This window comes from Rhodospirillaceae bacterium, assembly GCA_016712715.1.
GTDB lineage: Bacteria > Pseudomonadota > Alphaproteobacteria > Dongiales > Dongiaceae > Dongia.
This window is the reverse complement of record JADJQM010000003.1, coordinates 375114-398833: the sequence shown is the minus strand read 5'-3', so window position 1 is coordinate 398833 and position 23720 is coordinate 375114. Positions and strand designations below refer to the sequence as shown.

22 protein-coding genes, 1 tRNA gene and 1 pseudogene are annotated in these 23720 nt (G+C 61.1%); 11 read left to right on the top strand and 13 right to left on the bottom strand.

Annotation, left to right across the window (positions count from 1 at the left end; all coding sequences use genetic code 11):
• The first annotated feature begins 1 nt into the window (after position 1).
• From IPK59_19685 to IPK59_19665, 5 genes are all read left to right on the top strand, one after another.
• A complete protein-coding gene (locus IPK59_19685) occupies positions 2-1753 on the top strand; it encodes a type I secretion system permease/ATPase (protein MBK8160884.1) in 1752 nt (583 codons plus the stop codon).
• Complete coding sequence (locus IPK59_19680) at positions 1750-3075, top strand: HlyD family type I secretion periplasmic adaptor subunit (protein MBK8160883.1); 1326 nt, start codon at positions 1750-1752, stop codon at positions 3073-3075. Before IPK59_19685 ends, IPK59_19680 begins: the two co-directional genes overlap by 4 nt.
• A gap of 109 nt (positions 3076-3184) precedes the next feature.
• Positions 3185-3796, top strand: a complete 612-nt coding sequence (locus IPK59_19675) for a hypothetical protein (protein MBK8160882.1) — start codon at positions 3185-3187, stop codon at positions 3794-3796.
• A gap of 32 nt (positions 3797-3828) precedes the next feature.
• Positions 3829-4326 (top strand): DUF1499 domain-containing protein, encoded by a 498-nt coding sequence (locus IPK59_19670; protein ID MBK8160881.1) that lies wholly within the window; start codon positions 3829-3831, stop codon positions 4324-4326.
• A 6-nt stretch (positions 4327-4332) separates the two neighbouring features.
• The gene (locus IPK59_19665; protein ID MBK8160880.1) at positions 4333-4677 is read left to right on the top strand and encodes a PAS domain-containing protein; all 345 of its coding nucleotides are present in this window, start codon (positions 4333-4335) and stop codon (positions 4675-4677) included.
• On the opposite strand, the gene IPK59_19660 is transcribed toward IPK59_19665, so the two are convergent.
• Complete coding sequence (locus IPK59_19660; GenBank protein ID MBK8160879.1) at positions 4674-5582, bottom strand: oxaloacetate decarboxylase; 909 nt, start codon at positions 5580-5582, stop codon at positions 4674-4676. The two genes, IPK59_19665 and IPK59_19660, sit on opposite strands and share 4 nt — an antisense overlap.
• 260 nt (positions 5583-5842) lie before the next feature.
• Between IPK59_19660 and IPK59_19655 the strand changes: the two genes are divergently transcribed.
• Complete coding sequence (locus IPK59_19655) at positions 5843-6199, top strand: hypothetical protein (GenBank protein MBK8160878.1); 357 nt, start codon at positions 5843-5845, stop codon at positions 6197-6199.
• An 82-nt stretch (positions 6200-6281) separates the two neighbouring features.
• Here IPK59_19655 and IPK59_19650 read toward each other — a convergent pair whose 3' ends face one another.
• From IPK59_19650 to carA, 4 genes and pseudogenes are all read right to left on the bottom strand, one after another.
• Positions 6282-7055 (bottom strand): hypothetical protein, encoded by a 774-nt coding sequence (locus IPK59_19650; GenBank protein ID MBK8160877.1) that lies wholly within the window; start codon positions 7053-7055, stop codon positions 6282-6284.
• Positions 7056-7066: 11 nt separating this feature from the next.
• A complete protein-coding gene (greA, locus tag IPK59_19645; GenBank protein MBK8160876.1) occupies positions 7067-7540 on the bottom strand; it encodes a transcription elongation factor GreA in 474 nt (157 codons plus the stop codon).
• A gap of 172 nt (positions 7541-7712) precedes the next feature.
• Positions 7713-10949 (bottom strand): annotated as a pseudogene (gene carB, locus IPK59_19640) (carbamoyl-phosphate synthase large subunit).
• 53 nt (positions 10950-11002) lie between these two features.
• Positions 11003-12184 carry a glutamine-hydrolyzing carbamoyl-phosphate synthase small subunit gene (gene carA / locus IPK59_19635; GenBank protein ID MBK8160875.1) on the bottom strand — a complete coding sequence of 394 codons (1182 nt, stop codon included), beginning with the start codon at positions 12182-12184 and terminating at the stop codon, positions 11003-11005.
• 246 nt (positions 12185-12430) lie between these two features.
• Here carA and IPK59_19630 point away from each other — a divergent pair, with 246 nt between their 5' ends.
• The 5 genes from IPK59_19630 (at position 12431) to IPK59_19610 (ending at position 17049) form a co-directional block, all read left to right on the top strand.
• A complete protein-coding gene (locus tag IPK59_19630) occupies positions 12431-12880 on the top strand; it encodes a GatB/YqeY domain-containing protein (GenBank protein MBK8160874.1) in 450 nt (149 codons plus the stop codon).
• A gap of 15 nt (positions 12881-12895) precedes the next feature.
• On the top strand, positions 12896-13117 hold the full coding sequence (locus tag IPK59_19625; GenBank protein MBK8160873.1) for a hypothetical protein: 222 nt from the start codon (positions 12896-12898) through the stop codon (positions 13115-13117).
• Positions 13105-14820, top strand: a complete 1716-nt coding sequence (locus IPK59_19620) for a DNA primase (protein MBK8160872.1) — start codon at positions 13105-13107, stop codon at positions 14818-14820. The genes IPK59_19625 and IPK59_19620 overlap by 13 nt, the downstream gene beginning before the upstream one ends.
• Positions 14821-14896: 76 nt before the next feature.
• On the top strand, positions 14897-16888 hold the full coding sequence (gene rpoD, locus IPK59_19615; protein MBK8160871.1) for an RNA polymerase sigma factor RpoD: 1992 nt from the start codon (positions 14897-14899) through the stop codon (positions 16886-16888).
• An 85-nt stretch (positions 16889-16973) separates the two neighbouring features.
• Positions 16974-17049 (top strand) — tRNA-Met (locus IPK59_19610).
• A 59-nt stretch (positions 17050-17108) separates the two neighbouring features.
• Here the strand turns inward: IPK59_19610 and IPK59_19605 are convergent.
• From IPK59_19605 to IPK59_19570, 8 genes are all read right to left on the bottom strand, one after another.
• Positions 17109-18158: a tyrosine-type recombinase/integrase gene (locus IPK59_19605; GenBank protein MBK8160870.1), complete on the bottom strand. Its 1050-nt coding sequence runs from the start codon at positions 18156-18158 to the stop codon at positions 17109-17111.
• A 251-nt stretch (positions 18159-18409) separates the two neighbouring features.
• Complete coding sequence (locus IPK59_19600; protein ID MBK8160869.1) at positions 18410-18592, bottom strand: hypothetical protein; 183 nt, start codon at positions 18590-18592, stop codon at positions 18410-18412.
• A 386-nt stretch (positions 18593-18978) separates the two neighbouring features.
• Positions 18979-19314 (bottom strand): DUF2190 family protein, encoded by a 336-nt coding sequence (locus IPK59_19595; GenBank protein MBK8160868.1) that lies wholly within the window; start codon positions 19312-19314, stop codon positions 18979-18981.
• A 2-nt stretch (positions 19315-19316) separates the two neighbouring features.
• On the bottom strand, positions 19317-19532 hold the full coding sequence (locus IPK59_19590; protein MBK8160867.1) for a hypothetical protein: 216 nt from the start codon (positions 19530-19532) through the stop codon (positions 19317-19319).
• A gap of 3 nt (positions 19533-19535) precedes the next feature.
• Positions 19536-21341: a Mu-like prophage major head subunit gpT family protein gene (locus IPK59_19585; GenBank protein MBK8160866.1), complete on the bottom strand. Its 1806-nt coding sequence runs from the start codon at positions 21339-21341 to the stop codon at positions 19536-19538.
• Positions 21341-21640, bottom strand: a complete 300-nt coding sequence (locus IPK59_19580) for a hypothetical protein (GenBank protein ID MBK8160865.1) — start codon at positions 21638-21640, stop codon at positions 21341-21343. The genes IPK59_19585 and IPK59_19580 overlap by 1 nt, the downstream gene beginning before the upstream one ends.
• Positions 21641-21669: 29 nt before the next feature.
• Positions 21670-23076: a phage portal protein gene (locus IPK59_19575; GenBank protein MBK8160864.1), complete on the bottom strand. Its 1407-nt coding sequence runs from the start codon at positions 23074-23076 to the stop codon at positions 21670-21672.
• The gene (locus IPK59_19570; GenBank protein MBK8160863.1) at positions 23067-23573 is read right to left on the bottom strand and encodes a hypothetical protein; all 507 of its coding nucleotides are present in this window, start codon (positions 23571-23573) and stop codon (positions 23067-23069) included. Before IPK59_19570 ends, IPK59_19575 begins: the two co-directional genes overlap by 10 nt.
• Positions 23574-23720: the final 147 nt, after the last annotated feature.

Here is a 23720-nt window from a genome sequence, read left to right as displayed (position 1 = left end):
CATGGCGGGTAAAAAGACCCAGGCCAGCCTGCGCAACAATCCCTTCGAAGCGGCGATCCGGGCTCTTCGTGGTGGGCTTGCCTTTGTCGGCTTCCTGACCTTCTTCATTTGCATCTGCCAGCTGATCGTGCCGTTGTTCATGGTGCAGGTCTATGACCGCGTGCTGGGCAGTCGCAGCCTGGATACGCTCACCATGCTGATCGTGGTTGCGGCCGGCGGCCTGATCCTGCTGGGCGCTCTCGAATATATCCGCAGCCGAGTCTATCATGTTCTGGGTGATCGCCTTGCGCGTCGCTTGAATGCGCCGACGCTTGAAGCTGCGGTCAGCGACAATCTTGACGGTCACAACAACCACCCTGGTCAGGCGCTGCGTGATCTGAGCGATCTGCGTCAATTCCTGACTGGTTCGGCGGTCAGTGTCCCGTTCGAGGCGATGTTCGTGCCTCTCTTTCTTGCCGTTTTGTTCATGCTGCACTGGGTTTACGGTGTCATTGCCGTGGGTGCGGCGACCATGCTGGTGACCCTGAGCCTTGCCATGGAGCTGGTGGCGCGCCGGCCACTGACCGAAGCCAATGAAGCGGCGATGAAGAGTACCAGCCAGACCTCGGCCGCTTTGCGCAATGCCGAGGTTATCCAGGCCATGGGCATGCTGCCGGCAATTGCCCGCCGCTGGGAGCAGGGTCAGTACAAGGTCCTGCAGGGTCTCGACGAAGGCAACCGACGTGGCCGGGCCATGTCGGCCCTGTCCAAGACCCTCCGCTACATGCTGCAGATCGCGATGATGTCGGCTGGCGCCATTCTGGTGATCGAACGCATGGCATCGCCGGGCACGATGGTGGCCGCGTCGATTATCATGGGGCGCATGCTGTTGCCGTTCGACCACCTTATCGAGGGCTGGCGGCAATGGGTGTTTGCGCGCTCTGCCTATACGCGTCTCAGGGACCTCATCGGTCGGGTGGAAACGCGGCCGGCCGGCATGGCGCTGACCAACGCGGAAGGGCGCCTGGTGGTGGACCGCCTCGGCTTTATCCCGCCCGGTTCTGATCGCGCGGTGCTGCGCAACGTTACTTTCTCGCTCGAACCCGGCGAAGTATTGGGCGTCATTGGACCGTCTGCTGCCGGCAAGTCGACTCTCGCGCGGCTGCTGGTTGGTGTCTGGAAGCCAACCCAGGGTGCTGTCTACCTCGACGGCCAGAACGTGATCAATTGGGATCGTGCTTCCTTTGGCACCGCCGTGGGCTATTTGCCGCAGTCGGTTTCGCTGTTGGAAGGGACTGTGCGCGAGAATATCGCACATATGGGCGAGGCGGAGCCGGCCAAGGTCGTAGCGGCGGCACGACGCGCCGATGTCCATGAGACGATCGGTACGTTGCCGCACGGTTATGACACCGAGATCGGCGAGCAAGGATATTCATTGAGTGGCGGCCAGCGCCAGCGCATCGGTCTGGCACGTGCATTGTTCGGTGATCCTGCCTTCATTGTGCTTGACGAACCCAATGCCAATCTCGATCAGACTGGCGAGCAGGCTCTCATGAATGCTCTGGCGGCAGCCAAGGCCGATGGTACGACCATCGTCCTCATCACACATCGTCCCTCGATTGTCGGCGTGTGCGACAAGTTGCTCGTTCTGCGGGAAGGCGGGATGGCACAGTTTGGACCGCGCGCCGATGTCTTGCGCTCGGTCACGGCATCGGGAAAGGGCGAGGGCGCCCTGACACCGGCATCCAGTGTGGCGAGGTTGGTGAAGTCATGAGCGTCATGGAAATCGGCCACTCTAACCTGATCTATCCGGAGCCCAGCCTGCGCCGTTATGTGATCGTCGGATTCACGGTGGTGGCACTCGGCTTTGGCGGATTCCTGCTGTGGAGCATCCTGGCATCGCTCGACCGCGCCGCTGTCGCCGATGGCACGGTTGTGGTCGACAGCAACAAGAAGTCCGTTGAGCATCTTGAAGGTGGCATCATCCAGGAATTGCTGGTGCGCGACGGCGATCAGGTGAAGGCAGGGGATATCCTGTTGCGCCTCGATCCGACCCAGGTGCAGGCACAGATCAATCAGTTGCATATGGAGCACTACTCGCGCCTTGCCCGGATTGCGCGCCTGACGGCAGAACAGGAGGGACGCCGCGAGATTGTCTTCCCGCCGGAATTGCTGGCACAGGCCGATGAGTCGGCGGTGAAAGTGCTGATGGCCTCCCAGAAATCGCTCCTCGATGCGCGGTGGTCAGCCTTCGACGAGGGCACCAGCATGCGGCTCAAGAAGATTGCCGAGACCGAGAACGAGATCAACGGCTATCAGAGTCAGATCGCAGCCACGCGCGAGATGCGCGAGATCAACGAGAAGCAGCTGGTCAGCATTCGCGAGCTCTACAAAAAGGGTCTTACCGAGATTCCACGTCTGCGCGGGTTGGAAAGTGACGCGGCGCAATTGGGCGGCCGGATCGGCGAACTGAAGTCGAACATCGCGCGGGCTGGCGAGATAATCGCCGGCATGCGCATCGAAATCGAGACGCTGCGCTCGACCAGGGCCACTGAAGTGAATGCCGAACTGCAGCAGGTGCTGATGGAAGGCACCGATTATGTCGGTCGCCTCGCTGGGCTTGAGGATGTCCTCAAGCGCCAGGATCTGCGGGCGCCGCAAGGTGGGCGCGTCGTCAATCTCCAGGTCTTCGGCGCCGGTGCCGTGATCGAGCCGGGCAAGCCGGTGCTCGACATCGTGCCGCAGGATGAGCAGTTGATGGTCGAGGTCAAGGTGAAGACCGAAGATATCGACACCGTGCGCGTGGGCTTGCCGGCGGAAGTGAAGCTGCTGGCCTACAAGCAACGCCGGGTGCCCGCAATCGACGGGGTGGTAACCAACGTGTCGGCCGATCGGCTGGTCGATGAACGGTCGGGAGTTGCCTATTACATCGCACGCGTCCGCATGGATCTCAGCAGCATTCCGGCGGGTATGCATGTGGTGCCCTATCCCGGCATGCCGGCCGAGGTCCTGATCGCGACAGGTCCGCGCCGGGCCATCGACTATTTCACCTCGCCCATCACGGATAGCTGGAACCGCGCCTTCCGCGAGGAGTGAGCGCGGCCGGCCTAATGCGGTCTTGTTGATGGTTTTCCACTAATCGGCGATAATGATCCGATGAACGGGGCACGCAAGCGCGCGGTGCCAGTGACTGTGGATCAAATTCGTGTCGCTGAAGCGCGAACTTCTCTGTGTCATAGGACCGCTCTGGCGCGGTGCGCTGGCTATTGGCTGGGCCCTATTCCATTTGTTGATCTGGATTGCGGCGCTTGCCGCGGTCAGCCGCGGCTGGTGGGAAGCAGCCGCCTTGCTTCTCCTATTCTTCGGCAGTGCGTTCCTGGCCCAGTTCTGCCAGGACCGGGGATTGTGGTCCGGTCGCCTGCAGGCAGTAGCCGGCGCGCTCAAGGGGGCCCTTTGGCGGACCGGGTTCGTCGGCGCCCTGGCCAATCTGGCCGTGGCAGCCCCCATCCTGGGACTGATAGACCAAGCGCTGCTGCAGCTTTGGGCGGTGGAGGTCACACCCTTCCTGGCCATGGTCGGGCTGGCGACCAGTATTCAATGCCTGCACTGGCGCAACGCTCCCTTTGTCCGGGGCGATATAATGACACCGCCTGTATTTTTCGATCTTGCGCGCGATTTTGTGGCCGCTCTGAAGTATCTGCAGCGCCGGAACCGTGATTGGCAAAGCAGTTATCCCTTGCGTCCGAATTCGCCCTTCCTGGATCAAGCGCGGCGCGATTCCGCCGATGCTGGCCAAGGGCCGGGGCATCTGCAATAAAGGCCGCCATTCTGCCGATGGATGCCGCCACCATGACCTTGCCAGACCAAACGCCCAAATTTCGCCGTCGCCCCCTGCTGGGCCTGCTCTGCTGTTTCTGCTTCCTTGGCGCGGGCTGCTCCGCCGACACAGATTTCATCGACTTTTCGACCTTGACCCGGTCGAGCACGCCCAACGACGCGCTGGCATGTCCGGCTGGGTCTTGCCCGGCAAAGGTCGATCTTGTCACCGGGACGGTGCCACTCGCGGCCGCGACGCTGTCAGCAAAGGTGGTCGAGACGCTGTCACGGGAGCCGCGCACCGAGCTCGTGGCGCGGGACGCTTCGGGTCTCAAACTCGTGTTCGTGCAGCGTTCCCGCCTGTTTCGCTTCCCAGACACCGTCAACATTGCCATAACGCCGGTTGGCGGGGACGCGGCCGGCCTTGCCATCTACAGCCGGTCCAATTACGGCCATGGCGACCTTGGCGTCAACGCCGCGCGGGTGCTGGATTGGCTGGCTAAATGCGGGGTACCAGCCAGCGCGATTTGAACAACTATGCGCGACCTGCCGCCGGGCTTTCAACGCTTCGAGGATATGGGCCAGGCCAGAATGCCATCCACGCGTCGCCTGTTCGACTATTGGCGTGCCGGGATCGCGGATGGTCGGCAAATGCGACGCACCGACGTCGACCCCAGCGCCATCAAGCCGATCCTGCCCTTCCTTCTGCTGGGCAACATAGAACAGAGTCCATTCCGCGTCCGCTTTCGACTGGTCGGACTCGCAGTTCTGCCTCTGTGGCGTGGCGATGATCCGGCAGGATCCTTCATCGCTATCGAAGCGTATGACGATTTCGATCGCTACGTCATTCCAGAACTCAATCCGGTCAACAGGCGCCCCTAGTCGACGGAGCGGGCCGCGACCTTCTCGAGAAGGTCGCGCGCATATCCGTCACATCCGCGTTCCATTTCGCGCAAGGCGGGCAGGCGGACGATGTCGTGAAAGGCCGAGAAATTGAGCATTTCGCCCTGCAGGGACGCCGTTTCGCCACTCTCGCGTAAGGTCGCATAGAGACGCCGCAACGTATTGGCGATGGCATAGGTGGCCGCCACCGGAAAGGCCACGCAGGCATAACCGATATCTTCTAGCTGGGCCGCCGAAAGCAATGGCGTCTTCCCGCCCTCGACATTGTTGGCCATGCAGGGCGCCGGGATCTCGCTGCAGATGCGTGCCATTTCATCCGCGGTCAAGGGCGCCTCGACGAAAATGAGGTCAGCGCCAGCTTCGCGGTAGATCTGCGCGCGCTCGATCGCTGCCTCCAGGCCTTCGATCGCACGCGCATCGGTCCGCGCCATGATCACGAGATCCTGGTCGACGCGTGCATCGGTCGCCGACTTTATCTTGGCTACCATCTCGGTTACTGGAACGACGCGCTTGCCCTCCATATGGCCGCAGCGCTTTGGCGCCACCTGATCTTCAATGAAGAGGGCGGCGACGCCCGCCCGCTCATAAGCGCGCAAGGTGCGGGCAACATTGATGGTCGAGCCATAGCCGGTATCGGCATCGGCCAGGATCGGCAGCGGCGTGGTGTCACACAGGCGCGCATAATGATCGGCCATTTCGGCGAGGCCGAGCTGCCCGATATCGGGAGCACCGAGCAATGTCGCAGTTGCAGCATAGCCGCCGGCGGTGAATGCCTCGAAGCCGGCAAGCTCGATCATGCGGACCGAGAGGGCGTCATGGGCGCCGGGCAGGACCAGGATTTCTGAGCTGTCGATCAACTGGCGAAAACGGCTGGTGCGGCGCATGGCGTGACCTTTTGCTGAGTCTGAAACACACTGAATAGTCTGTTATCATAGCCATCGGGAGCCGAGTCGGGGTGAAGCGGCGCCTGAGGTCATTGTGTTGGGGCCAAATCGCTATTTTAGGCCCCTAACTCGGGAACCTGGGCTCGCCCATCGCGTTATTGCCCCGGTATTTCGGCAAATTCCTGTTGAATTCTACGCCCGGCCGCACGAGACTAAGGCCGGTTTTGCATTCCATGGGCTCAAAAGAGGGATATCCAACCATGTCAAAGAGTTTCGTGATCCGCCTGTCGGCGGCAGCCCTGGTGGCGGGAAGTGTGATGGGTGCGGCAGGCTTTGCCGCCGCTCAGGACCAGACCGCGATCTACAGCCAATATCATCAGGCGATCCGCGCTGCGGAAATCTGCCGTGAAATGACGCTGGATCCGGCTGCCTGGAGCAAGGTTGCCACCTATGTCGACAAGAAGATCAACTATGAAATTCCGGCCGGTGAGCGCCTGACGCTGATCGAAGCCGCGAAGTCCGACACCCGCGTACTGGTGTGGAACAATGGCTGCGATTCGGACGAAGTAAAGGCACTCCTGGCCCTTTACGACGCGGAACTCGCCAACCCGATGTAAGCTTATCGATCGACCCTCGGGTCGATTGGTGCAGAACCCCGCTGCCGCAAGGTGGCGGGGTTTTCGTTTGGGAATGGCGCCGTTAGTTTGCCGCTTTTATCCGAAAGAGTGCCGGGCAACTTCCCTTCGCGACCCTGCCTGTCTCCAATGACCACGCCGAGAGCTCCTTCTCGACAGCATCCGCGCGCAAGTGCAGGCGAACCTCACTCAATACCGAGAGGCCCGCATCCTTGCGGCAAACCAGTTGCAGCGCCCGCTCGCTGCCTTTGCCGAATTCCGTTGCAAAGGCGGCAAGGAGGTCGCGCCGCGCGATATCCTCACCGGCAGCAGCGGCAACTAGGTTGTTGAAGTCTGTCTCGGCCATCGCCTCGGCCAGCGACACTGCCGCGCCGAAATACCGGGGCATTGATAGACCGCTGCAACTGCCGTGTTTGATCCATTGATGCCGCTCCAGCCGAGAGACGGTACCCGGCATGATCTGGGTCAGCCGTTGCTGCAGATCCGGCGGCAGCCGCACCGCTGGCAGTTTTGCCCAATCGGCCCGGTCCTGTGCGATGGCTTGTGCGCGGCTCTCCGGCGGCAGGCAATAGTCATCAGCTTCATCCAGCCGGCCGTCGCCGTTGCGGTCGGCATTGGGCCACAATCCATGCAGGGTGAAATGGCTGGCGGCCCAATCACCCTCATCCAATCCGCTGCATTCCGACTTGCTGGCACCAGCGTCGCTGTCGCAGAAGGTCGGCTGCCAGGACAGCGAGAGGACATAGCGCGCACCGTCGGCCTGCGCCGGCAAGCTGATCCCGCACAAGAAAACGGCCGCCAGGATCGTGTTGATCCGGCGGCCGCTGAACATAGTCATGGGAACTCGGTCTACTTGAATTGCACCTTGGCGATCTCATACGATTTTGAGCCGCCGGGCGTCGTCACCTCGACCGTTTCGCCGACCGATTTGTTGATGAGGGCTCGGGCGAGCGGCGCCGTCACGGCAAGGCGGCGCGATTTGATGTCGGCCTCGTCCTCGCCGACGATCTGGTAGACCGTCTTTTCGTCGGTATCTTCGTCAATGAGGGTCACCGTGGCGCCGAATTTGACCTGCTTGCCGGTCAATTTGGAGACGTCGATGATTTCGGCGCGCGAGATCTTGTCCTCGAGCTCCATCACGCGGCCCTCTATGAAAGACTGGCGTTCGCGCGCGGCGTGATACTCGGCGTTTTCCGAGAGATCGCCATGCTCGCGCGCTTCCGCGATGGCACGGATGATGGCCGGCCTCTCGACCGACTTCAGCTGCTTCAACTCTTCTTCGAGGCGGACAAAGCCATCCTCGGTCATCGGTATCTTCAACATGGTCAAATCCATAGCAAAAAAGCAAAAGAGCCCCTCGGGCGCAGCCCGGCTCTGTTTGAAGAGATCCGCGTCGCTACCCGGTGAGCCTGACATGTGCGTTGGAACCAGGCCCCAGACAATCCCTAGGCTACGCCCTGGTCGACCGTTAACTATTACCGGTCGTTTTTCCCGTTCAGGTCTTAAAGTACGATTGCAGAGGCGCGACTGCAAGCTCCCCGGCAGCCAACGCGCCACAGGCATCAACCGCCGCCACGGCCCCGGATAGGGTCGTGTAATAGGGAATCTGTCCCATCAGGGCCGCGCGACGCAAGCTGAAACTATCACCGACCGCCTTGTTGCCCGCCACGGTGTTGAATACCAGTTTGATTTCGCCACGTTGCATGGCTTCGACAATATGGGGCGATCCCTGGTGCACTTTGTTGATCGCCCGGACGTTGAGGTTCTGGTTGCGCAGGTAAGCCGCCGTGCCCGGTGTCGCACAGATGTCAAAACCCATATCCAGCAAGCATTTGGTGGCGCCGACAATGCTGGGCTTGTCCTTGTCCTTGACCGAGATGAAGACCGTGCCACTTTTCGGCAGATGGACGCCGGCGCCCATCTGCGCCTTGAGGAAAGCGCGGGCGAAGTTGGAGTCGAGACCCATCACCTCGCCGGTCGAGCGCATCTCCGGCCCCAGGATGATGTCGACACCGGGGAAGCGGGCGAACGGAAACACCGCTTCCTTGACCGCGACATGGTGGCGCAGGCTGGTATTAAGGTCGAAGGATTTCAGTTTCTCGCCAGCCATGACCCGGGCCGCGATCTTGGCGATCGGCAGGCCGGTCGCCTTGGCGACGAAGGGCACCGTGCGGCTGGCGCGCGGATTGACCTCCAGCACATAGATGTCGGCGCCCTTGATCGCGAACTGCACGTTCATGAGTCCCACGACATTGAGGCCGATGGCGAGGCTCTCCGACTGGCGGCGCAACTCCGCAATCACCTGCAAAGGCAAGGTATGCGGCGGCAACGCGCAGGCGGAATCGCCGGAATGGATGCCGGCCTCTTCGATATGTTCCATGATGCCGGCGACGTAGACGTCGGTCCCGTCCGCCAGCGCATCCACATCGACCTCGATCGCATCCTCGAGATAGGAGTCGATCAGGACCGGATTGTCGCCGGAGACCTGGACGGCCGTGCGCATATAGCGGCGCAGCTGGCCGATTTCATGGACGATCTCCATGGCGCGGCCGCCCAGCACATAAGACGGGCGGATGACGACCGGATAGCCGACTTCACTGGCGATGGCTTCAGCTTCCTCGGTCGAGCGGGCGATGCCGTTCTTCGGCTGGCGCAGTTTGAGCTTGTGCAGCAATTGCTGGAATCGCTCGCGGTCCTCGGCCAGATCGATGGCATCCGGCGAGGTGCCGAGAATGGGAATATGCGCAGCTTCCAAAGCGGCCGCAAGCTTCAGCGGTGTCTGCCCGCCGAACTGCACGATGCAGCCCAGCAACGTGCCTTTGCTCTGCTCGACGCGCGCGATTTCGATCACGTCCTCGGCGGTCAGCGGCTCGAAATAGAGCCGGTCCGACGTGTCGTAATCGGTCGACACGGTCTCCGGATTGCAATTGACCATGATGGTCTCGATGCCGGCTTCTTTCAGCGCGTAAGCCGCATGGACGCAGCAATAGTCGAACTCGATGCCTTGGCCGATGCGGTTGGGGCCACCGCCCAGGATCATGACCTTCTTGCGGTCGGTGGGCTTCGCCTCGTTCTCGGCCGGCTCAACGCCGTCGCCCTCGTAGCAGGAATACATATAGGCTGTGGGCGAGGCGAATTCGGCAGCGCAGGTGTCGATGCGTTTGTAGACCGGACGCAGGTCGAGGCCGAGGCGCAGCTTGGTGACCTCTGCCGGTTTCGGACCGACAAGTTGCGCCAGGCGCGCATCGGAGAAGCCCAGCTTTCTTCAAGCGCATCAGGCCCTGGGCGCGTCTTCGGCAGGCCCTTGGCCTTCACCTGGGCTTCCGTTTCGACCAGCTCCTCGATCTGCCGGATGAACCACGGATCGAATTTGGAGGCTTCGTGGATCTCCTCGACGGTGAGGCCATGGCGCAAGGCCTGGGCGATGAGCAGCAGGCGGTCCGGCGTCTGCTTGGCGAGCTGCGCCATGATGGTCGGCTTGTCGTCGCCGTCGAGCGCCACTTCGTTGAGGCCGGTAAGGCCCGTCTCCATGGAGCGCAGCGCCTTCTGCAGCGATTCCGCAAACGAGCGGCCAATTGCCATCGCTTCGCCGACCGATTTCATCGAGGTGGAAAGGATCGCTTCGGCACCGGCGGAATTTCTCGAAGGTGAAGCGCGGCATCTTGGTGACGACATAGTCGATGGTGGGCTCGAAGGATGCCGGCGTCACCTTGGTGATGTCGTTCTTCAACTCATCCAGCGTGTAGCCGACCGCGAGCTTCGCCGCGATCTTGGCGATCGGGAAGCCGGTCGCTTTCGAGGCCAGGGCAGATGACCGCGACACACGCGGATTCATCTCGATGACGACCAGGCGGCCCGTCTCGGGATTGACGGCGTATTGCACGTTCGACCCACCGGTATCGACACCGATCTCGCGCAAGACCGCGATCGAGGCGTCGCGCATGATCTGGTATTCTTTGTCGGTGAGCGTCAGCGCTGGCGCCACCGTCACGCTATCGCCGGTATGGACACCCATTGGATCGATGTTCTCGATCGAGCAGATGATGATGCAATTGTCCGCCTTGTCGCGGACCACTTCCATCTCGAACTCTTTCCAGCCGAGCACCGATTCCTCGACCAGCACCTGGCCCACTGGCGAGGCCTTGAGGCCGCCTTCGATGATGCGGATGAATTCTTCCTGCGATCGCGCAATGCCGCCGCCGGTGCCGCCCAGGGTGAAGCTCGGACGGATGATGGCGGGGAGCCCCACATATTCAAGAGCTTCCATCGCTTCTTCCATGGTCTCGACTTGGCGGCCCTTAGGGCTTTCCAGGCCGATCCGGTCCATCGCTTCACGGAACAGGAAGCGGTCTTCGGCCATGTCGATCGCATGCGCATTGGCGCCAATAAGCTCAACGCCGAGCTCGGCGAGCTTGCCGGATTTGTGAAGCGCCATTGCAGTGTTGAGGGCCGTCTGCCCACCCATGGTGGGAAGCACCGCGTCGGGACGTTCCTTCTCGATGATCTTCGCCACAACTTCCGGCGTGATCGGCTCGACGTAAGTTGCGTCGGCCAGATCCGGATCGGTCATGATGGTGGCCGGGTTCGAGTTCACCAGGATGACCCGATACCCCTCCGCCCGCAGCGCCTTGCACGCCTGTGCCCCGGAATAATCGAACTCGCAAGCCTGCCCGATGACGATCGGGCCGGCGCCGATGATGAGGATCGATTTGATATCAGTGCGTTTGGGCATAATTCATCTCAGGTGATGGCGCTGGAGCGCTAGTTATTTCGCGATGTAGCAATTCACTTCTTCGCCATATTCTCAACGAACCGGTTGAACAGATAATGGCTGTCCTGCGGCCCCGGTGACGCTTCCGGGTGGTACTGAACCGAGAACACTGGCTTCGTGGTCATCGCCAAGCCTTCGACGCAATCGTCGAACAACGACCGGTGCGTGATGATGACGTCCTTGGGCAGGCTCTCCGCCACCACTTCGAAGCCGTGATTCTGGCTGGTGATCTCGACCTTGCCGGTGCCGAGATCCTTGACCGGATGATTGGCGCCGCGATGACCGCGGCCCATCTTCCGGGTCTTGCCGCCCAAGGCCAGCGCCAGCATCTGGTGGCCGAGGCAAATGCCGAAGATCGGCAGATTCTTGGCGATGAGATCGCGAATGACGGGCACGGCGTATTCGCCGGTCGCGGCGGGGTCTCCCGGGCCGTTGGAGAGGAACACGCCGTCCGGCTTGTGGCGCAGCACGTCATCGGTGCTGGCGGTCGCCGGCACCACGGTGACGTCGCAGCCGGCGGCCGAGAGGCAGCGCAGGATGTTGTCCTTGGCGCCGTAATCGATCGCCACCACCTTGTACTTCGCTGCGGGCGAATTGGCGTAGCCGCCGGGGAGCTGCCAGGTGGAACCTTCCCAATGATAGGTCTGGCGGCAGGTCACATCCTTGGCGAGGTCCATGCCGTCGAGGCCGGGCCAGGACTTGGCCTCCTTGACCAATGCCGGAATGTCGAACTTGCCCGCATGGTTGACGGCAATGACCCCATTCGGCGCACCCAGATCGCGGATGCGGTGGGTGAGGGCGCGGGTGTCGATGCCGGCGATGGCGCACAGATTGTTGGCCTTCAACCAGGCATCGAAATGCTGGGTCGCGCGCCAGTTCGAGGGCTCGGTGATGTCGAGGTTGAGGATGGCGCCGCGTGCTGCCACGCGCTGGGTTTCGACATCCTCGGGGTTCGCACCGACATTGCCGATATGGGGGAAGGTGAAGGTGATGATCTGCCCGGCATAGGAGGGATCGGTCATGATCTCCTGATAGCCGGTCATCGAGGTATTGAAGCAGATCTCGCCCACCGCATGGCCCTCGGCGCCCAGCCCTCGGCCCTTCAGCACGGTGCCGTCGGCAAGAACGATGAGCGCCGTGGCGATGGGAGCTTCATCATAAGCGGGCGCGTGTGGGGATTTGGTCGCGGCGGTCATGCGCGGGCCTTTGCGTGCGTGCGTGAAAAGGGAGGCGTGCCAACCTGGGCAGCCGCCTTCAGCTTAAAGACCGCTGGCCGCAAGTTGGGAGTTTCTATTCCGTGACAGCCCCCGCGTCAAGCTGCGTCTCGAAAAGAATAGCAAGGTTTTTCAAGGGCTTGGCGACTATCAGCCACATGGACTCGTGAATGCGAATCCTGTAGTGTCCGGCCTTTCCACTATACCTCACCGGAACGGATGGCGCCCATGCTGCGGCAGCGGATCAATGATGATGTCAAAACGGCCATGAAGGCCAAGGATGAGGCGCTTTCGGGCCTCCGCCTGATCACCGCCGCCATCAAGGACAAGGACATCGCCGCGCGTCCCGGCAACATGAACGGCATTTCCGACGCCGAGATCATCGACATGCTGCAGAAGATGATCCGCCAGCGCCAGGAGAGCATCGAGATGTACACCAAGGGCAATCGCCCGGAACTCGCTGCCAAGGAACAGGCGGAGATCGACGTCATCAACCGCTATCTGCCCAAGCAATTGTCGGAAGCCGACACGGTGGCTGCGATCGCCGCGATCGTCGCCGAGACCGGTGCGAGCTCGATCAAGGACATGGGCAAGGTGATGGGCCTCCTCAAGGAGCGCTTCGCGGGTCAGCTCGATTTCGGCAAGGCCGGTGCGCTGGTGAAGGCGAAGCTCGGCTAAGGGGAAAAATCCCACATGGCGCTGCTGCCGCAATTCCTGGAAGAGCTGCGCCGCCGCGTCTCGATCTTTGATGTCGTGGGGCGGCGCGTGCGCCTCAACCGCCGCGGTCTGCAGGCCACCGGACTCTGCCCGTTCCACAACGAGAAAAGCCCGTCCTTTCATGTCTATGAAGGGCCGGATGAGCCGCCTACCACTGCTTCGGCTGCGGCGCCCATGGCGATGTCATCACCTTCGTGATGGAAACCGAGGGCATGCAGTTCCGCGATGCCGTTGAAAAGCTCGCCGGTGAAGCCGGTCTCGAGATCCCGCGCGACAATCCGGAAGCCCGCGAACGCGCCGAGCGCCAGGACACGCTGGCCGGCGTCATGGAACTCTCCGCCAAATTCTTCGAATCGCAATTGGGCGGCAGTGCCGGGCGCGCCGGCCTCGACTACTTCCGCAGGCGCGGCTTGACGCCTGAAACGATGAAGCGCTTCCGTCTGGGCTTCGCACCTGACAGCTTCGAAGCGCTGAAATCCAAACTCGCCAAGGAGAACATCCCCGAGGCGGTCTCCCTCGAATCCGGCATGCTGGTGAAGAATGAGGAGACGGGCCGGGTCTATGACCGCTTCCGCGGCCGGGTCATGTTCCCGATCATGGATGCGAAGGGCCGGGTCATCGCCTTTGGCGGCCGGGCGCTGGGGGATGAGAAGCCCAAATACCTGAATTCCCCGGAAACCCCGCTCTTTCACAAGGGACGCACCCTCTACAATCTCAACCACGCCCAGAAACCGGCTCGCGACAAGAACGAGATCATCGTCGTCGAAGGCTATATGGATGTGATCGCACTGGCTGAGGGCGGCTTTCCCCATGCCGTGGCCCCCCTCGGCACGGCGCTGACCGAGGACCATATCCAGCTTCTCTGGCGCTTCGCCCAGGAGCCGATCCTTTGCTTCGATGGCGATAATGCCGGGCAGAAGGCTGCCGCCCGCGGCGTCGAGCGCGTGCTGCCGCTCCTTAAACCCGGCCTGTCGCTGCGCTTTGCCTGGCTGCCCCAGGGCCAGGACCCCGACGATCTCATCCGGGGACCTGCCAATGGGGGCGGTGCCGGGGGCGGGGCGGGCGCCATGCGCCAGGTGCTGGAAAAGGCCCAACCGCTGGTCGACGTGCTTTGGTCGGAGATTCTGGCCGGCCGTACCCTCGATACCCCGGAACGCCGCAGCGGGTTCCGCCGCGATCTTTTGGGGGCGATCAACCGGATTGCCGACAAAGGGGTCATGGAAGACTACCGGCGGGAGATGCTGAACCGCCTCGATCAGATGTTCGCCAACCCGGCCCAGACGCGTGCGGGCCAGGTCCGGACCCGGCCCCTATCCGGGCAACGCCTTGGGCGATTTGCCAATATTCGCCAGCCCGGCTCACCCTTCCAGCACCTTGATGGGGGTGGCGAGGCGGCCCGCCGGGGAACGGCCGTGGTCAGGCGCCTACCTTATGAGGTGCTGCTGGCAGTTCTCATTAACCATCCCGACCTGCTGCACCGCCATGGCGAGGCGGCGGCATTGATCCCCATTCCGGACCGTCAGCTTGACAAGCTGAAGGGGGCCTTGTTAGACCTCGCCTCCCGACATCCGGACCTTGACGCCAGCGACCTCAGGAACCATTTGATGGACTTAGGTTTCTCAGGCCCGATCGAGACCCTGGTTCGGCATACGGGAGCGATCAGATTTGCCCTTCCTTCAGCCGGGCTTGCCCAGGCTGAGGCGGGGCTTTTGCACGTTATGGCGATTTTGCGCGAGACCGAGATCGAGGTCGAGCTGGAAGCGGCGGCACGGGCCCTGGAGGAAGACATGTCTCAGGAGAACCTCGACCGCTTCCAAGCGGCGCAGCAGCAGAAGCTCGAAGCGGAAAGCCGGCGGCGCGATCTGGATCTCGCCGAGTTCGATCCGCTGTTCAAGACGTGACCAGGCAGATTTAGACGTACGAAGCGCGCAAGGCGCTGACCGAGTTAAGACGCTCAAAGAGCTCAGGTGAGATTAGATGGCAACCAAACCGACCGCGAAACCCCAGGCCGACGCAACGAAGCCCAAGGAAGAGACCGCAGAAGGTCCCTTGATGGATGGCATGAACGCCGCCGTCCGCAAGATGCTCGCCAAGGCCAAGGAGCGCGGCTACGTCACCTATGACGAGCTCAATGCTGTCCTGCCGCCGGAGCAGATGTCCTCGGAGCAGATCGAAGACACGCTGGCCCTCCTCAACGAGATGGGCATCAATGTCGTCGAAAACGACGACACCGAGGAAAGCGAAGACGAGCCGAAGGCGGAAGCCGACGCCGATGGCGACGAAGACGCCAAGCCGGCCGGCAATCTCAACGACAGCGATGTCGGTCGCACCGATGATCCGGTGCGCATGTATCTTCGGGAAATGGGTTCGGTCGAGCTGCTCTCGCGCGAAGGCGAAATCGCCATCGCCAAGCGTATCGAGGCCGGTCGCGACATGATGATCGGCGGTATCGGCGAAAGCCCGACCACCCATCGCTGCATCGTCGAATGGCGCGACAAGCTCAAGGCCGGCGAACTCCTGCTGCGCGACATCATCGATCTCGACGCCAGCATGGGCGGGACACCGCTCTCCGAAGAAGAATTGCTGCGCCAGAACGAAGCAGCGCTCGAAGGCGAGGAGCCGGAAGCCGAGGCCGAAGCCGAGGGTGTCGAAGGCGAGGCCAAGCCCGCCAACCCGGATGCCGAGGAAGGTGAAGAGGCCGCGGTCTCGCTGGCGTCGATGGAGCTCACCCTCATGCCGCAGGTCCTGGAGACCTTCGACAAGATCGCGGCGCTCCAGAAAAAGCTCGACAAGGTGCAGGTAAAACGCCTGGAGACGATCCTTGCCGGCGAGGTGCTCAATCCGCGCTCGGAGAAATCTTACGAAAAGCAGAAACTCGAGATGGTTGATCTGATGCGCTCGGTGCGCCTCAACAACAACCGTATCGAGGCGCTGGTCGACCAGCTCTATGGCCTCAATCGTCGCCTGATGGGCCTCGAAGGCCAGCTGATGCGCCAGACCATGAAGGCCGGCGTGAAGCGCGAGGAGTTCCTGCAGAAGTATTACGGCGCTGAACTCGATCCGAAATGGATCGCCAAGGTCGGCAAGCTTGCCGGCAAGGGCTGGAAGAAATTCGCCATCGACTTCAAGGATGAAGCCAAGACCATCCGCACAGGCATCGCCGACATCTCGGGCATCGTCAATCTGCCGATCGGCGATTTCCGCCGTATCGTCAACACGGTGCAGAAGGGCGAACGCGAAGCCAGCCGTGCCAAGAAGGAAATGGTCGAAGCCAACCTTCGTCTCGTCATCTCGATCGCCAAGAAATACACCAACCGCGGCCTGCAATTCCTCGATCTCATCCAGGAAGGCAATATCGGCCTGATGAAGGCCGTCGATAAGTTCGAATATCGCCGCGGCTACAAGTTCTCGACCTACGCCACCTGGTGGATCCGTCAGGCGATCACCCGCTCGATCGCCGATCAGGCGCGCACCATCCGCATCCCGGTGCACATGATCGAGACGATCAACAAACTGGTCCGCACCAGCCGCCAGATGCTGCATGAAATCGGCCGCGAACCGACGCCGGAGGAATTGGCAGAGAAGCTGCTGATGCCGCTGGAAAAGGTCCGCAAGGTCCTGAAGATCGCCAAGGAACCGATCTCCCTCGAAACGCCGATCGGCGACGAGGAAGATTCGCATCTCGGCGATTTCATCGAGGACAAGAACGCCGTTCTGCCGCTCGATGCCGCCATCCAGGCCAATCTGCGCGAAACGACAACCCGTGTTCTGGCGACACTCACCGCCCGTGAAGAGCGCGTGTTGCGCATGCGCTTTGGCATCGGCATGAACACCGACCACACGCTCGAGGAAGTCGGCCAGCAATTCTCGGTCACCCGCGAACGCATCCGCCAGATCGAGGCGAAGGCCTTGCGCAAGCTCAAGCATCCGAGCCGTTCGCGGAAGCTCAGGAGCTTCCTCGACACCTGATACCGTTTTCTATCCTTGAGCCTCATGCCCGCCTCGAGACGGGCATGAGCAAAGGGTAGGGTGAGGCGCATACCGCACGCCTCGGGGGCCCGTAGTTCAGCGGTTAGAACGCGCCGCTCATAACGGTGTTGTCGGGGGTTCGAGTCCCTCCGGGCCCACCATTCCTTCTATCGATGCTTTGATTTCCATAAGAAATTCCTTCGATTTGGCAAACCGAGTTTCAAGGTTTGCGAGTCCGTGTTCCATCTTTGAGCTTCGCCATCGCGCTTATGGCGGCGTCTTTCCGGTCAAAAGCGCGCGTGTATCGCTCGACCTCGCGCAACGATTCGTGACCGGTGATCGCCGCGATTTCGTGCGTCGTGCAACCGACCTCGGCCAAGCGCCGCGCTGCCGCCTTCCGCAGTCCGTGCGATGAACATTCACGCGGCAAGTCGGCCTCATTGCATCGCTCCCGGAACCAGTTGCCAAACCCATTCGACGTAAACGGCTGGCCGAATGCGGTTCTGAGAAAAGTGAGATCATCGGCCGGTGCTGCTTTGAGTGCGGCCTCTAGCTCGGGGTGTAACGGAACCTCGACGACGGCCTTCGTTTTCTGTTGCCGTATCGACAGCACGCCATTGCGAACATGCTGGCGTCCCATTCGGACGACGTCAGAGCGTCGCTGGCCGGTATAAGTAGAAGCGCAAGGGGCAAGGTGAGGCTTCGATCCTGGCTTGTGCCGCTCCACGAACTGCGAAATTTCTTCCTCGCTCCACGTATGGTAGCCGGGAGACTTCGACCGGACTCCGCGAACCTCAGTCGACGGGTCGACCTCGATCATATCGATAGCAAGCGCGAACCGAATGAGACTGCGAATCCGCTTTAGCAAATTGTTAGCCGCCGCCGGAGTTTTCGCCCGCTTCTCGATCATCGCCCGAATGTGGCGGCGCTCCAATCGATTGACAGGGAGCGCCCCATACTCGGCCCGAAAACGCTCAATAATGTTTCGATATGTGATGCGCGTAGATGGAGCCAAACCTTGAAAATCCGAGGATGCGAAGTAAGCAGCAACTAGAGCGGCAATCGTGCCGGGCTTTGACCTGTCGGCCCCAATCTCCAGGCGCGGCGCGGTTTCACCAGCGAGCGCCGCCTGATAGGCAAGCATGAACACCTCGGAACCGGGCAAGCCGGCGAGCGGCACGTCCTTAAAACCCTTGCGCCGAAAGTAGTGCCGGACCTTGCCGTGCCGATCCCGGAACCTGTGAACGAATTTAAGCCGAAGCTGTGCCATTTAAGACCTCGTCCCACGGGTTGCATTCATCCGGCGCATTGCCGAGTGAGTCGACATAAGAGTCGAGAGCGAGCCGATCCCATGCCTTGCGCCCCTCCGAAAGTTTTTTCGGCTCGGGAACCTGACCGCTCGCTATCATCTTGTCGAAATGAGTTGGCGAGACGGAAAGATACTCCGCCGCTTGCAGCCGCGTCAGAAGGCGCGGCGGACAGTTGGGCGGTAGGGTATGGGCGCGGCTCGCTCTCATGCGATTAGCGGCTTGCCGCTCCCTTGGTTGCGCTGAGCGCCTTAATCGCAGCACGCAAGTGATGCTGTGCGGCGTCGAGAAGCTCGTCCCGTCCCGCCGCATTGCCGCGATGTTGCTTCATTAATTTGAGCGCGTACCTGGCTCCGGAGAGCCGAATGTCGAGTTCTGCGATTTGTTGCTTGTTCATTGCCTGTTGCTCCTGCATTTGCGGCCATTGGGCCAAGCCAGCGAGCGTCGCTGGTGCCGGGAGCTAGAAACAGGGGCATAGGACCCTGCGGAGTTATTCGAGCCTTGCGGCCTTATATCCTCGCACTCCCGACCTAAGCGGAATCTGGGCATAAAAATACCCGCAAGTCTGTCGTGGCGGGGTCCGCCTATGCTTTTAGAGGTGTTTCTAGCACCGAGTCTCATGATGCTTTGGGCCTATCTAAGTGTCAACTCGTCAGTCAAGATTGAAAAGCGGCGTTGCATTGTTCGGCGTTGGAGTCGCCCGATGGATAAGAGCCGAGAGGCCCGAACAATGCTTTTGTTGTCGGACGCGCCGCGCGCCCTCACAGTCTGCCTCTCCGAGACCTAGCTGATGAATGCGCCATTGAGCCGGACGCGGCCCGTCGCGCTTGGGTTGCTCGCCGCCGCGATGGCTGTACCGATAAGCTTGTTGCTGGTGGAAACGTTCGTCGCTTCCTTGGCCGTGTTGTCCCAATAGATGAGCGCGCCGATGGTCCACGCCTGGGCGCTCGTTTTCTTGAGATCGAAAACGCCCTCGGTCGACGCTTCGACGTCGGCGGCGAGAGAGGCATCGCCCGAAGCAACGCCGAAGATCGAGCCGACGAGTAAGCCGTCGCCACTTGCGACCGCATAGGGAGCGGCGAGCGTTACGACCTCGCCGGGCTGAACAAAGTTCTTCATGGTCATAGTCCTTTCGAGGTGCGAAAAACGATGGTGCTAACTGATTGAGTGCCGGAGAGTGCCGCGATCTGTCGATCAAGCTCTTGGAGTGCGGCACCCATTTCGGCGTCGGATTGGTAGACGAGGCGACGACTGCCGATAGTGTATTCCCGAATGCCAGCGAAACGTTTTTGAACGAGCGTCTCGCGCATGGTTTGGAGTTCAGCAATCGTCGCCATGTGTTAGGCTCCCGGATTTGAGTACCAGGAGCGGTACTCCACGAAGCCGCACCCGAAATCGTCACGCACCTTGATCTGAACGCCGTCAATTTCAAATCCATTGCGGCTTTCGATCTGCGGCCCGGCTTGCCCCTCGAGATAGGCGTACTCGAGGCCATCAATGAGCGCCGGATCGGCGGTCACATACCAGCGAGTTGCGCTGGTCAAGCGGTTCTCGACCAAGAGCGTCAATTGATTGGCGAACGGATTGACGTCGCTGGTTTTGGCCGCCGCGATTGCCGCAAGCTGCTTCTCGGCCGTCGTTTCGAGATCAGGCGGTACAATGAGGTATTTCGGAGCAACCTCGATCAGTCCACCCGACAAGCCCGTTTGTTTGCGAAGCGCCAGACGAGCCGCCGAGAGCGTCGACTCCCCAATGACGGCACCCGAGCCGGCGAGGTTCTTATGGGTGGAATGGAACAACGCGGTTCCATCATCCATCGTCGGACCGGAGCCGCTATTGCTGACCAGGAGGTCGACAAGGGTCTGAGTCTCGAATGCCGCCGCCGCGACGCCGAGCCGCGTCGAAATATCGGCAAATGCGCCGAGATCATCATTGATAATCGCTTGACGTGAAATCCCGATGATCCGGCCGAAAGTGTCGACCTTGTAGGACTCCTTTGCCTCGGCCATTGCGCCCGACTTGAACTCGCCGTCCTCATTGTCCTTCTGCAATGTCGGAGCCTCGCCGAGTTGCACCTTGTAGCGGGTCCGGAAATCCGGCGCTGTTGTTTGCTTTGCAGCTTTCTTGAGATTGCCGCCGGTAAGCTCGTAAGCCTTGCGGAGCGAGCGGCCGACGGTTGAACCGAGGATCGTCGCAAAATCACTCGTCGTGTGAAGCGACCGCGTAACGATTTCCGCCTTGGAAAGCGCCGTCGTCGAAATTCCGCGAACGCGGAGCGTTTCCCGCGCCAGATCGGAAAGCGACATATAGGCAAACTGCCGCGCCGGCTCGCTCAAGTTATGGCTCGGATCGAGCCGCGAATAGACCGCCTCGCCCATCGCACGGCAACGGAACCCCGGATCATCGAAGCTCTGCCCGACGGAAACGCGTTGAGTCTGGATCGGTCGCGTCGAACGCTCGCGCATCGCCTGAAAGGCGGACGAGCGCGCGTCGTCGACCGTCGCTTCGCGGTCGATCAATTCATTGGAGAATGCGGCGTCCAAGCCGGCAAGCTCGACAATGTCTCGGATTTCAGCATTGATCGCCGCGCGCGTGCTGACGGCCGGAGCCGGGCTATTTCCCGCCGGCAGATTGGGAGTCGGTTCTGGCATGATATGCTCCTGAGGTTGAGAACGAACGGACGCGCCCGGATCGGCCGCGACCGGCACTAGGGAAATTTCAATCGGCGTCCATTTGACCGCCGTCATGATCCGTCGGCCGGAGGCGTCTCTGCTCTCCTGCCATTCCTGGACGGTATAACCGCACGAAACGTTACCGATGATTCCGGCCGCAACATCGCGCCAGATTGGCTCGACCTCCGGCCGCTCCGAAAACTCGACAACAGCCCAAGCCTCGCCATTCTCGATTCCGACCTCGAGGACCCGACCGAGAATTTTGTCGACCGATGATTGAGAGTGGGTATCGAGTAACGGAGCGTTGCGGAGCCGGTCGAGGACTACGCCAGAGAGATCGAGGACCTCGAGAAAGGGACCGTCCCAATCTTGACGCTCGACCGCCGCTCCCCGCGACCATACGAGCCTCACCGTGCGGGCCTCGGCGTCGAGAGTCTCCGGCTTCGCTGACTGTCTGTAGAAAGAAAGCGGCATTAGTGCCTCGTCAATGAATGCTCGAGCGGGTCAAGGCAAAGATCGGTCGCCTCAATCTCCCAACCGCCCGGTTGCCAGTAGAGCGACGTAACCGCGTCTACCGGCCGCTTTGAAAACGTGAGAAACAGAAGCGGCAATGCCTCGCCCCGGCGGCGCACCGACACAACATGACTTGCGCCGGCCTTCGCCGAGGCGGAAAAATCTCCGGCAAGAATCAGATATCCGGACTTTTCCAGGTACCCAGGCGCGCGAAAGGATTTCGCCCGGCGGATAGAGACGGCCAAGCGAGCGAGCGGCATCGTCGAATGTCTGTGCCAAGCGAAGCGGGTCAGTTGGCCTTGCCATCGGCGACCCCTGCTTTTGAGAAATCCAGCCCGAGACGCGAGGCGCGCGCATTGTCGCCTGCGATCTCCGCATCGAGCGCCTCGATATCCTCGCCCCGACCGGCAACAACCTCGCGGCGGCTCTTGAAGCCGGCACGAATAGCAATCTCCTCGGCCTTCGCGTCCTTTTCCGGGTCGACCCAATCCCAACCGGGGGCAATCCATTTGACCGCGAAATAGTCCTCTCGACGCGCGCCGAAATCCGGGGCTTTTAGGGCGCCGCTTAGAACGGCGAGGGTAACGAAACGTTGCCAGATCGGTCGGCAAAGCTGGAAAACGATAATCGAGTGTTGAAGAACCTCGATCCGGCGGCGGAACTCGAGCGCGCCGGCACGATAAGAGGAGTAGTTGACCTGGCTAAGATCGCCGGTCATTTGCTCATACATGACGCCAATAGCCGCCGCGATTTCGCGTTGAATGACCGGGATGAAGCCGAGTGCGTCGCCGACCTGAGCCGGTTCGCTAAACCGCATATCCGTTCCCGGCGGGAGGACCTTGATTGTGCCGGGTTCGAGGCCACCGTCGAGAGATGATCCCGACTGATCCCCTTCAAAGCCGCCGGCCGTGTTATTCGCGTCAGTCAAGAATCCGGCAAACATCGCCGCGACCTTCTGGCGCATGATTTGCGCGTCCTGGTACTGGTCAAGCTCGGTCAGGCGCAAAAGTGCCGGCGTCAATGCTGAGATTCCGCGTACCTGTCCCGGAAATAGCGGGTTGAACAGATGAATGATCTCGTCGGCCGGAATGCGGTCGATATCGAGCGAAGTCGGGAACGGTTCGCCGGGCGGATAGCGAAACACCCAATACGCAATGCGTCGGCCTTTGGCGTCGAACTCAATTCCGTTGATGATCCGGCCGCCATTCGCGGTGACTGCAGTCCGGTTGCGGTCGACCTGTTCCGGGCTGATTTGCTGCAAGGAAAGCGCAACCTTGCCGCGCCCCTCAGGAATCATGCGAACGAAGGACTCGCCGTCGCGGAACATGCTGCGTACCGCTGAAAGTTGGATTCCGTAGAAATCGAGCAATCCGCCAAAATCAGCGTTATCGCCCCACTCAACGATGAGGCGATTTATTGCTTCGCGAGTCTTCTGATCCGGATGTAGCGATTGCGGCTTAATGCCGGTTCCGACCGCATTCGAGACAAGTGCCTCAATGCCGGCGAATTCCGCGCCATTGTTCTGATAAGCATAAGCAGCGCGTGCCGCGACCGTAGGATTTGCCGCGAGAATTTCAGCATTCGGATTCCAGGAAGTACCGAACGATGAGCGACGGCGACCGTTCGTCGCGGCGTCAATGCTGCGCTGTGCGGCCTTTGAGCGAATGCGATTGAGCCAAGCGCCGATCACAGGCAACCCCGCTCACGGAGCTTGGCAGCGGCGTCGCGTGCGATCTGGGTTATATTCACGCGGCCAATTTGCTCGAGCTTGGTGAGTGGTCGCGACTTGATCCAGGCTGTTACGACGTCCGCCGCTCGGTCAAGCCCGGTCCTGTGTTCCGCGTCGATGACCCTGCCATCAGGTCCGACGACAAAGAGCAGATAGGCTTCCGGCGTCGGCTTACCTGAAAAAACTCGGTCGGCCCAAACACTGCCGACGTCGGCCAATTCGGCGAGGCTATCGAGCGACTTAAGAACCCTGTCTGCGCTCCTGGTAACATAGCCGCATTCAATGAGCGCATTCAGGAGCGCAAATCGAAGAACGTCTCTCGGTACAAAGACACGGCGGAAGATCTGCCCTTGCTTGACACTCGACCCGAGCATTTTCAACGCGCGCCAGGAGTCGAAGCGATGCCGATCAATCCCGGCGGCGTCACATAGATCTGCGGAGTAGATCGGCTTTAGGCGGCTCATGAATTTCCCCAACGCTTGTTTCGGAACAAGAGTCGCGGACGAGCATCTTCAGGTCAAGGGAATTGCCGATTTAACCCATTGATTACGCTACATAAAGTAACGTCGCGTGATGAAACGTAATTGCGGCCCTACTGATTTTGGCGACTA

Coding starts and splice junctions, on each gene's coding strand:
- IPK59_19570 (MBK8160863.1), bottom strand. CDS start 23,573: ATGAGCCGCCTAAAGCCGATCTACTCCGCAGATCTATGTGACGCCGCC.
- IPK59_19670 (MBK8160881.1), top strand. CDS start 3,829: ATGACCTTGCCAGACCAAACGCCCAAATTTCGCCGTCGCCCCCTGCTG.
- IPK59_19595 (MBK8160868.1), bottom strand. CDS start 19,314: ATGAAGAACTTTGTTCAGCCCGGCGAGGTCGTAACGCTCGCCGCTCCC.
- carA (MBK8160875.1), bottom strand. CDS start 12,184: ATGACCGCCGCGACCAAATCCCCACACGCGCCCGCTTATGATGAAGCT.
- IPK59_19650 (MBK8160877.1), bottom strand. CDS start 7,055: ATGACTATGTTCAGCGGCCGCCGGATCAACACGATCCTGGCGGCCGTT.
- IPK59_19590 (MBK8160867.1), bottom strand. CDS start 19,532: ATGGCGACGATTGCTGAACTCCAAACCATGCGCGAGACGCTCGTTCAA.
- IPK59_19585 (MBK8160866.1), bottom strand. CDS start 21,341: ATGCCGCTTTCTTTCTACAGACAGTCAGCGAAGCCGGAGACTCTCGAC.
- IPK59_19665 (MBK8160880.1), top strand. CDS start 4,333: ATGCGCGACCTGCCGCCGGGCTTTCAACGCTTCGAGGATATGGGCCAG.
- greA (MBK8160876.1), bottom strand. CDS start 7,540: ATGTTGAAGATACCGATGACCGAGGATGGCTTTGTCCGCCTCGAAGAA.
- IPK59_19605 (MBK8160870.1), bottom strand. CDS start 18,158: ATGGCACAGCTTCGGCTTAAATTCGTTCACAGGTTCCGGGATCGGCAC.
- IPK59_19685 (MBK8160884.1), top strand. CDS start 2: ATGGCGGGTAAAAAGACCCAGGCCAGCCTGCGCAACAATCCCTTCGAA.
- IPK59_19655 (MBK8160878.1), top strand. CDS start 5,843: ATGTCAAAGAGTTTCGTGATCCGCCTGTCGGCGGCAGCCCTGGTGGCG.
- IPK59_19625 (MBK8160873.1), top strand. CDS start 12,896: ATGGCGCTGCTGCCGCAATTCCTGGAAGAGCTGCGCCGCCGCGTCTCG.
- IPK59_19580 (MBK8160865.1), bottom strand. CDS start 21,640: ATGCCGCTCGCTCGCTTGGCCGTCTCTATCCGCCGGGCGAAATCCTTT.
- IPK59_19600 (MBK8160869.1), bottom strand. CDS start 18,592: ATGAACAAGCAACAAATCGCAGAACTCGACATTCGGCTCTCCGGAGCC.
- IPK59_19680 (MBK8160883.1), top strand. CDS start 1,750: ATGAGCGTCATGGAAATCGGCCACTCTAACCTGATCTATCCGGAGCCC.
- IPK59_19630 (MBK8160874.1), top strand. CDS start 12,431: ATGCTGCGGCAGCGGATCAATGATGATGTCAAAACGGCCATGAAGGCC.
- IPK59_19660 (MBK8160879.1), bottom strand. CDS start 5,582: ATGCGCCGCACCAGCCGTTTTCGCCAGTTGATCGACAGCTCAGAAATC.
- rpoD (MBK8160871.1), top strand. CDS start 14,897: ATGGCAACCAAACCGACCGCGAAACCCCAGGCCGACGCAACGAAGCCC.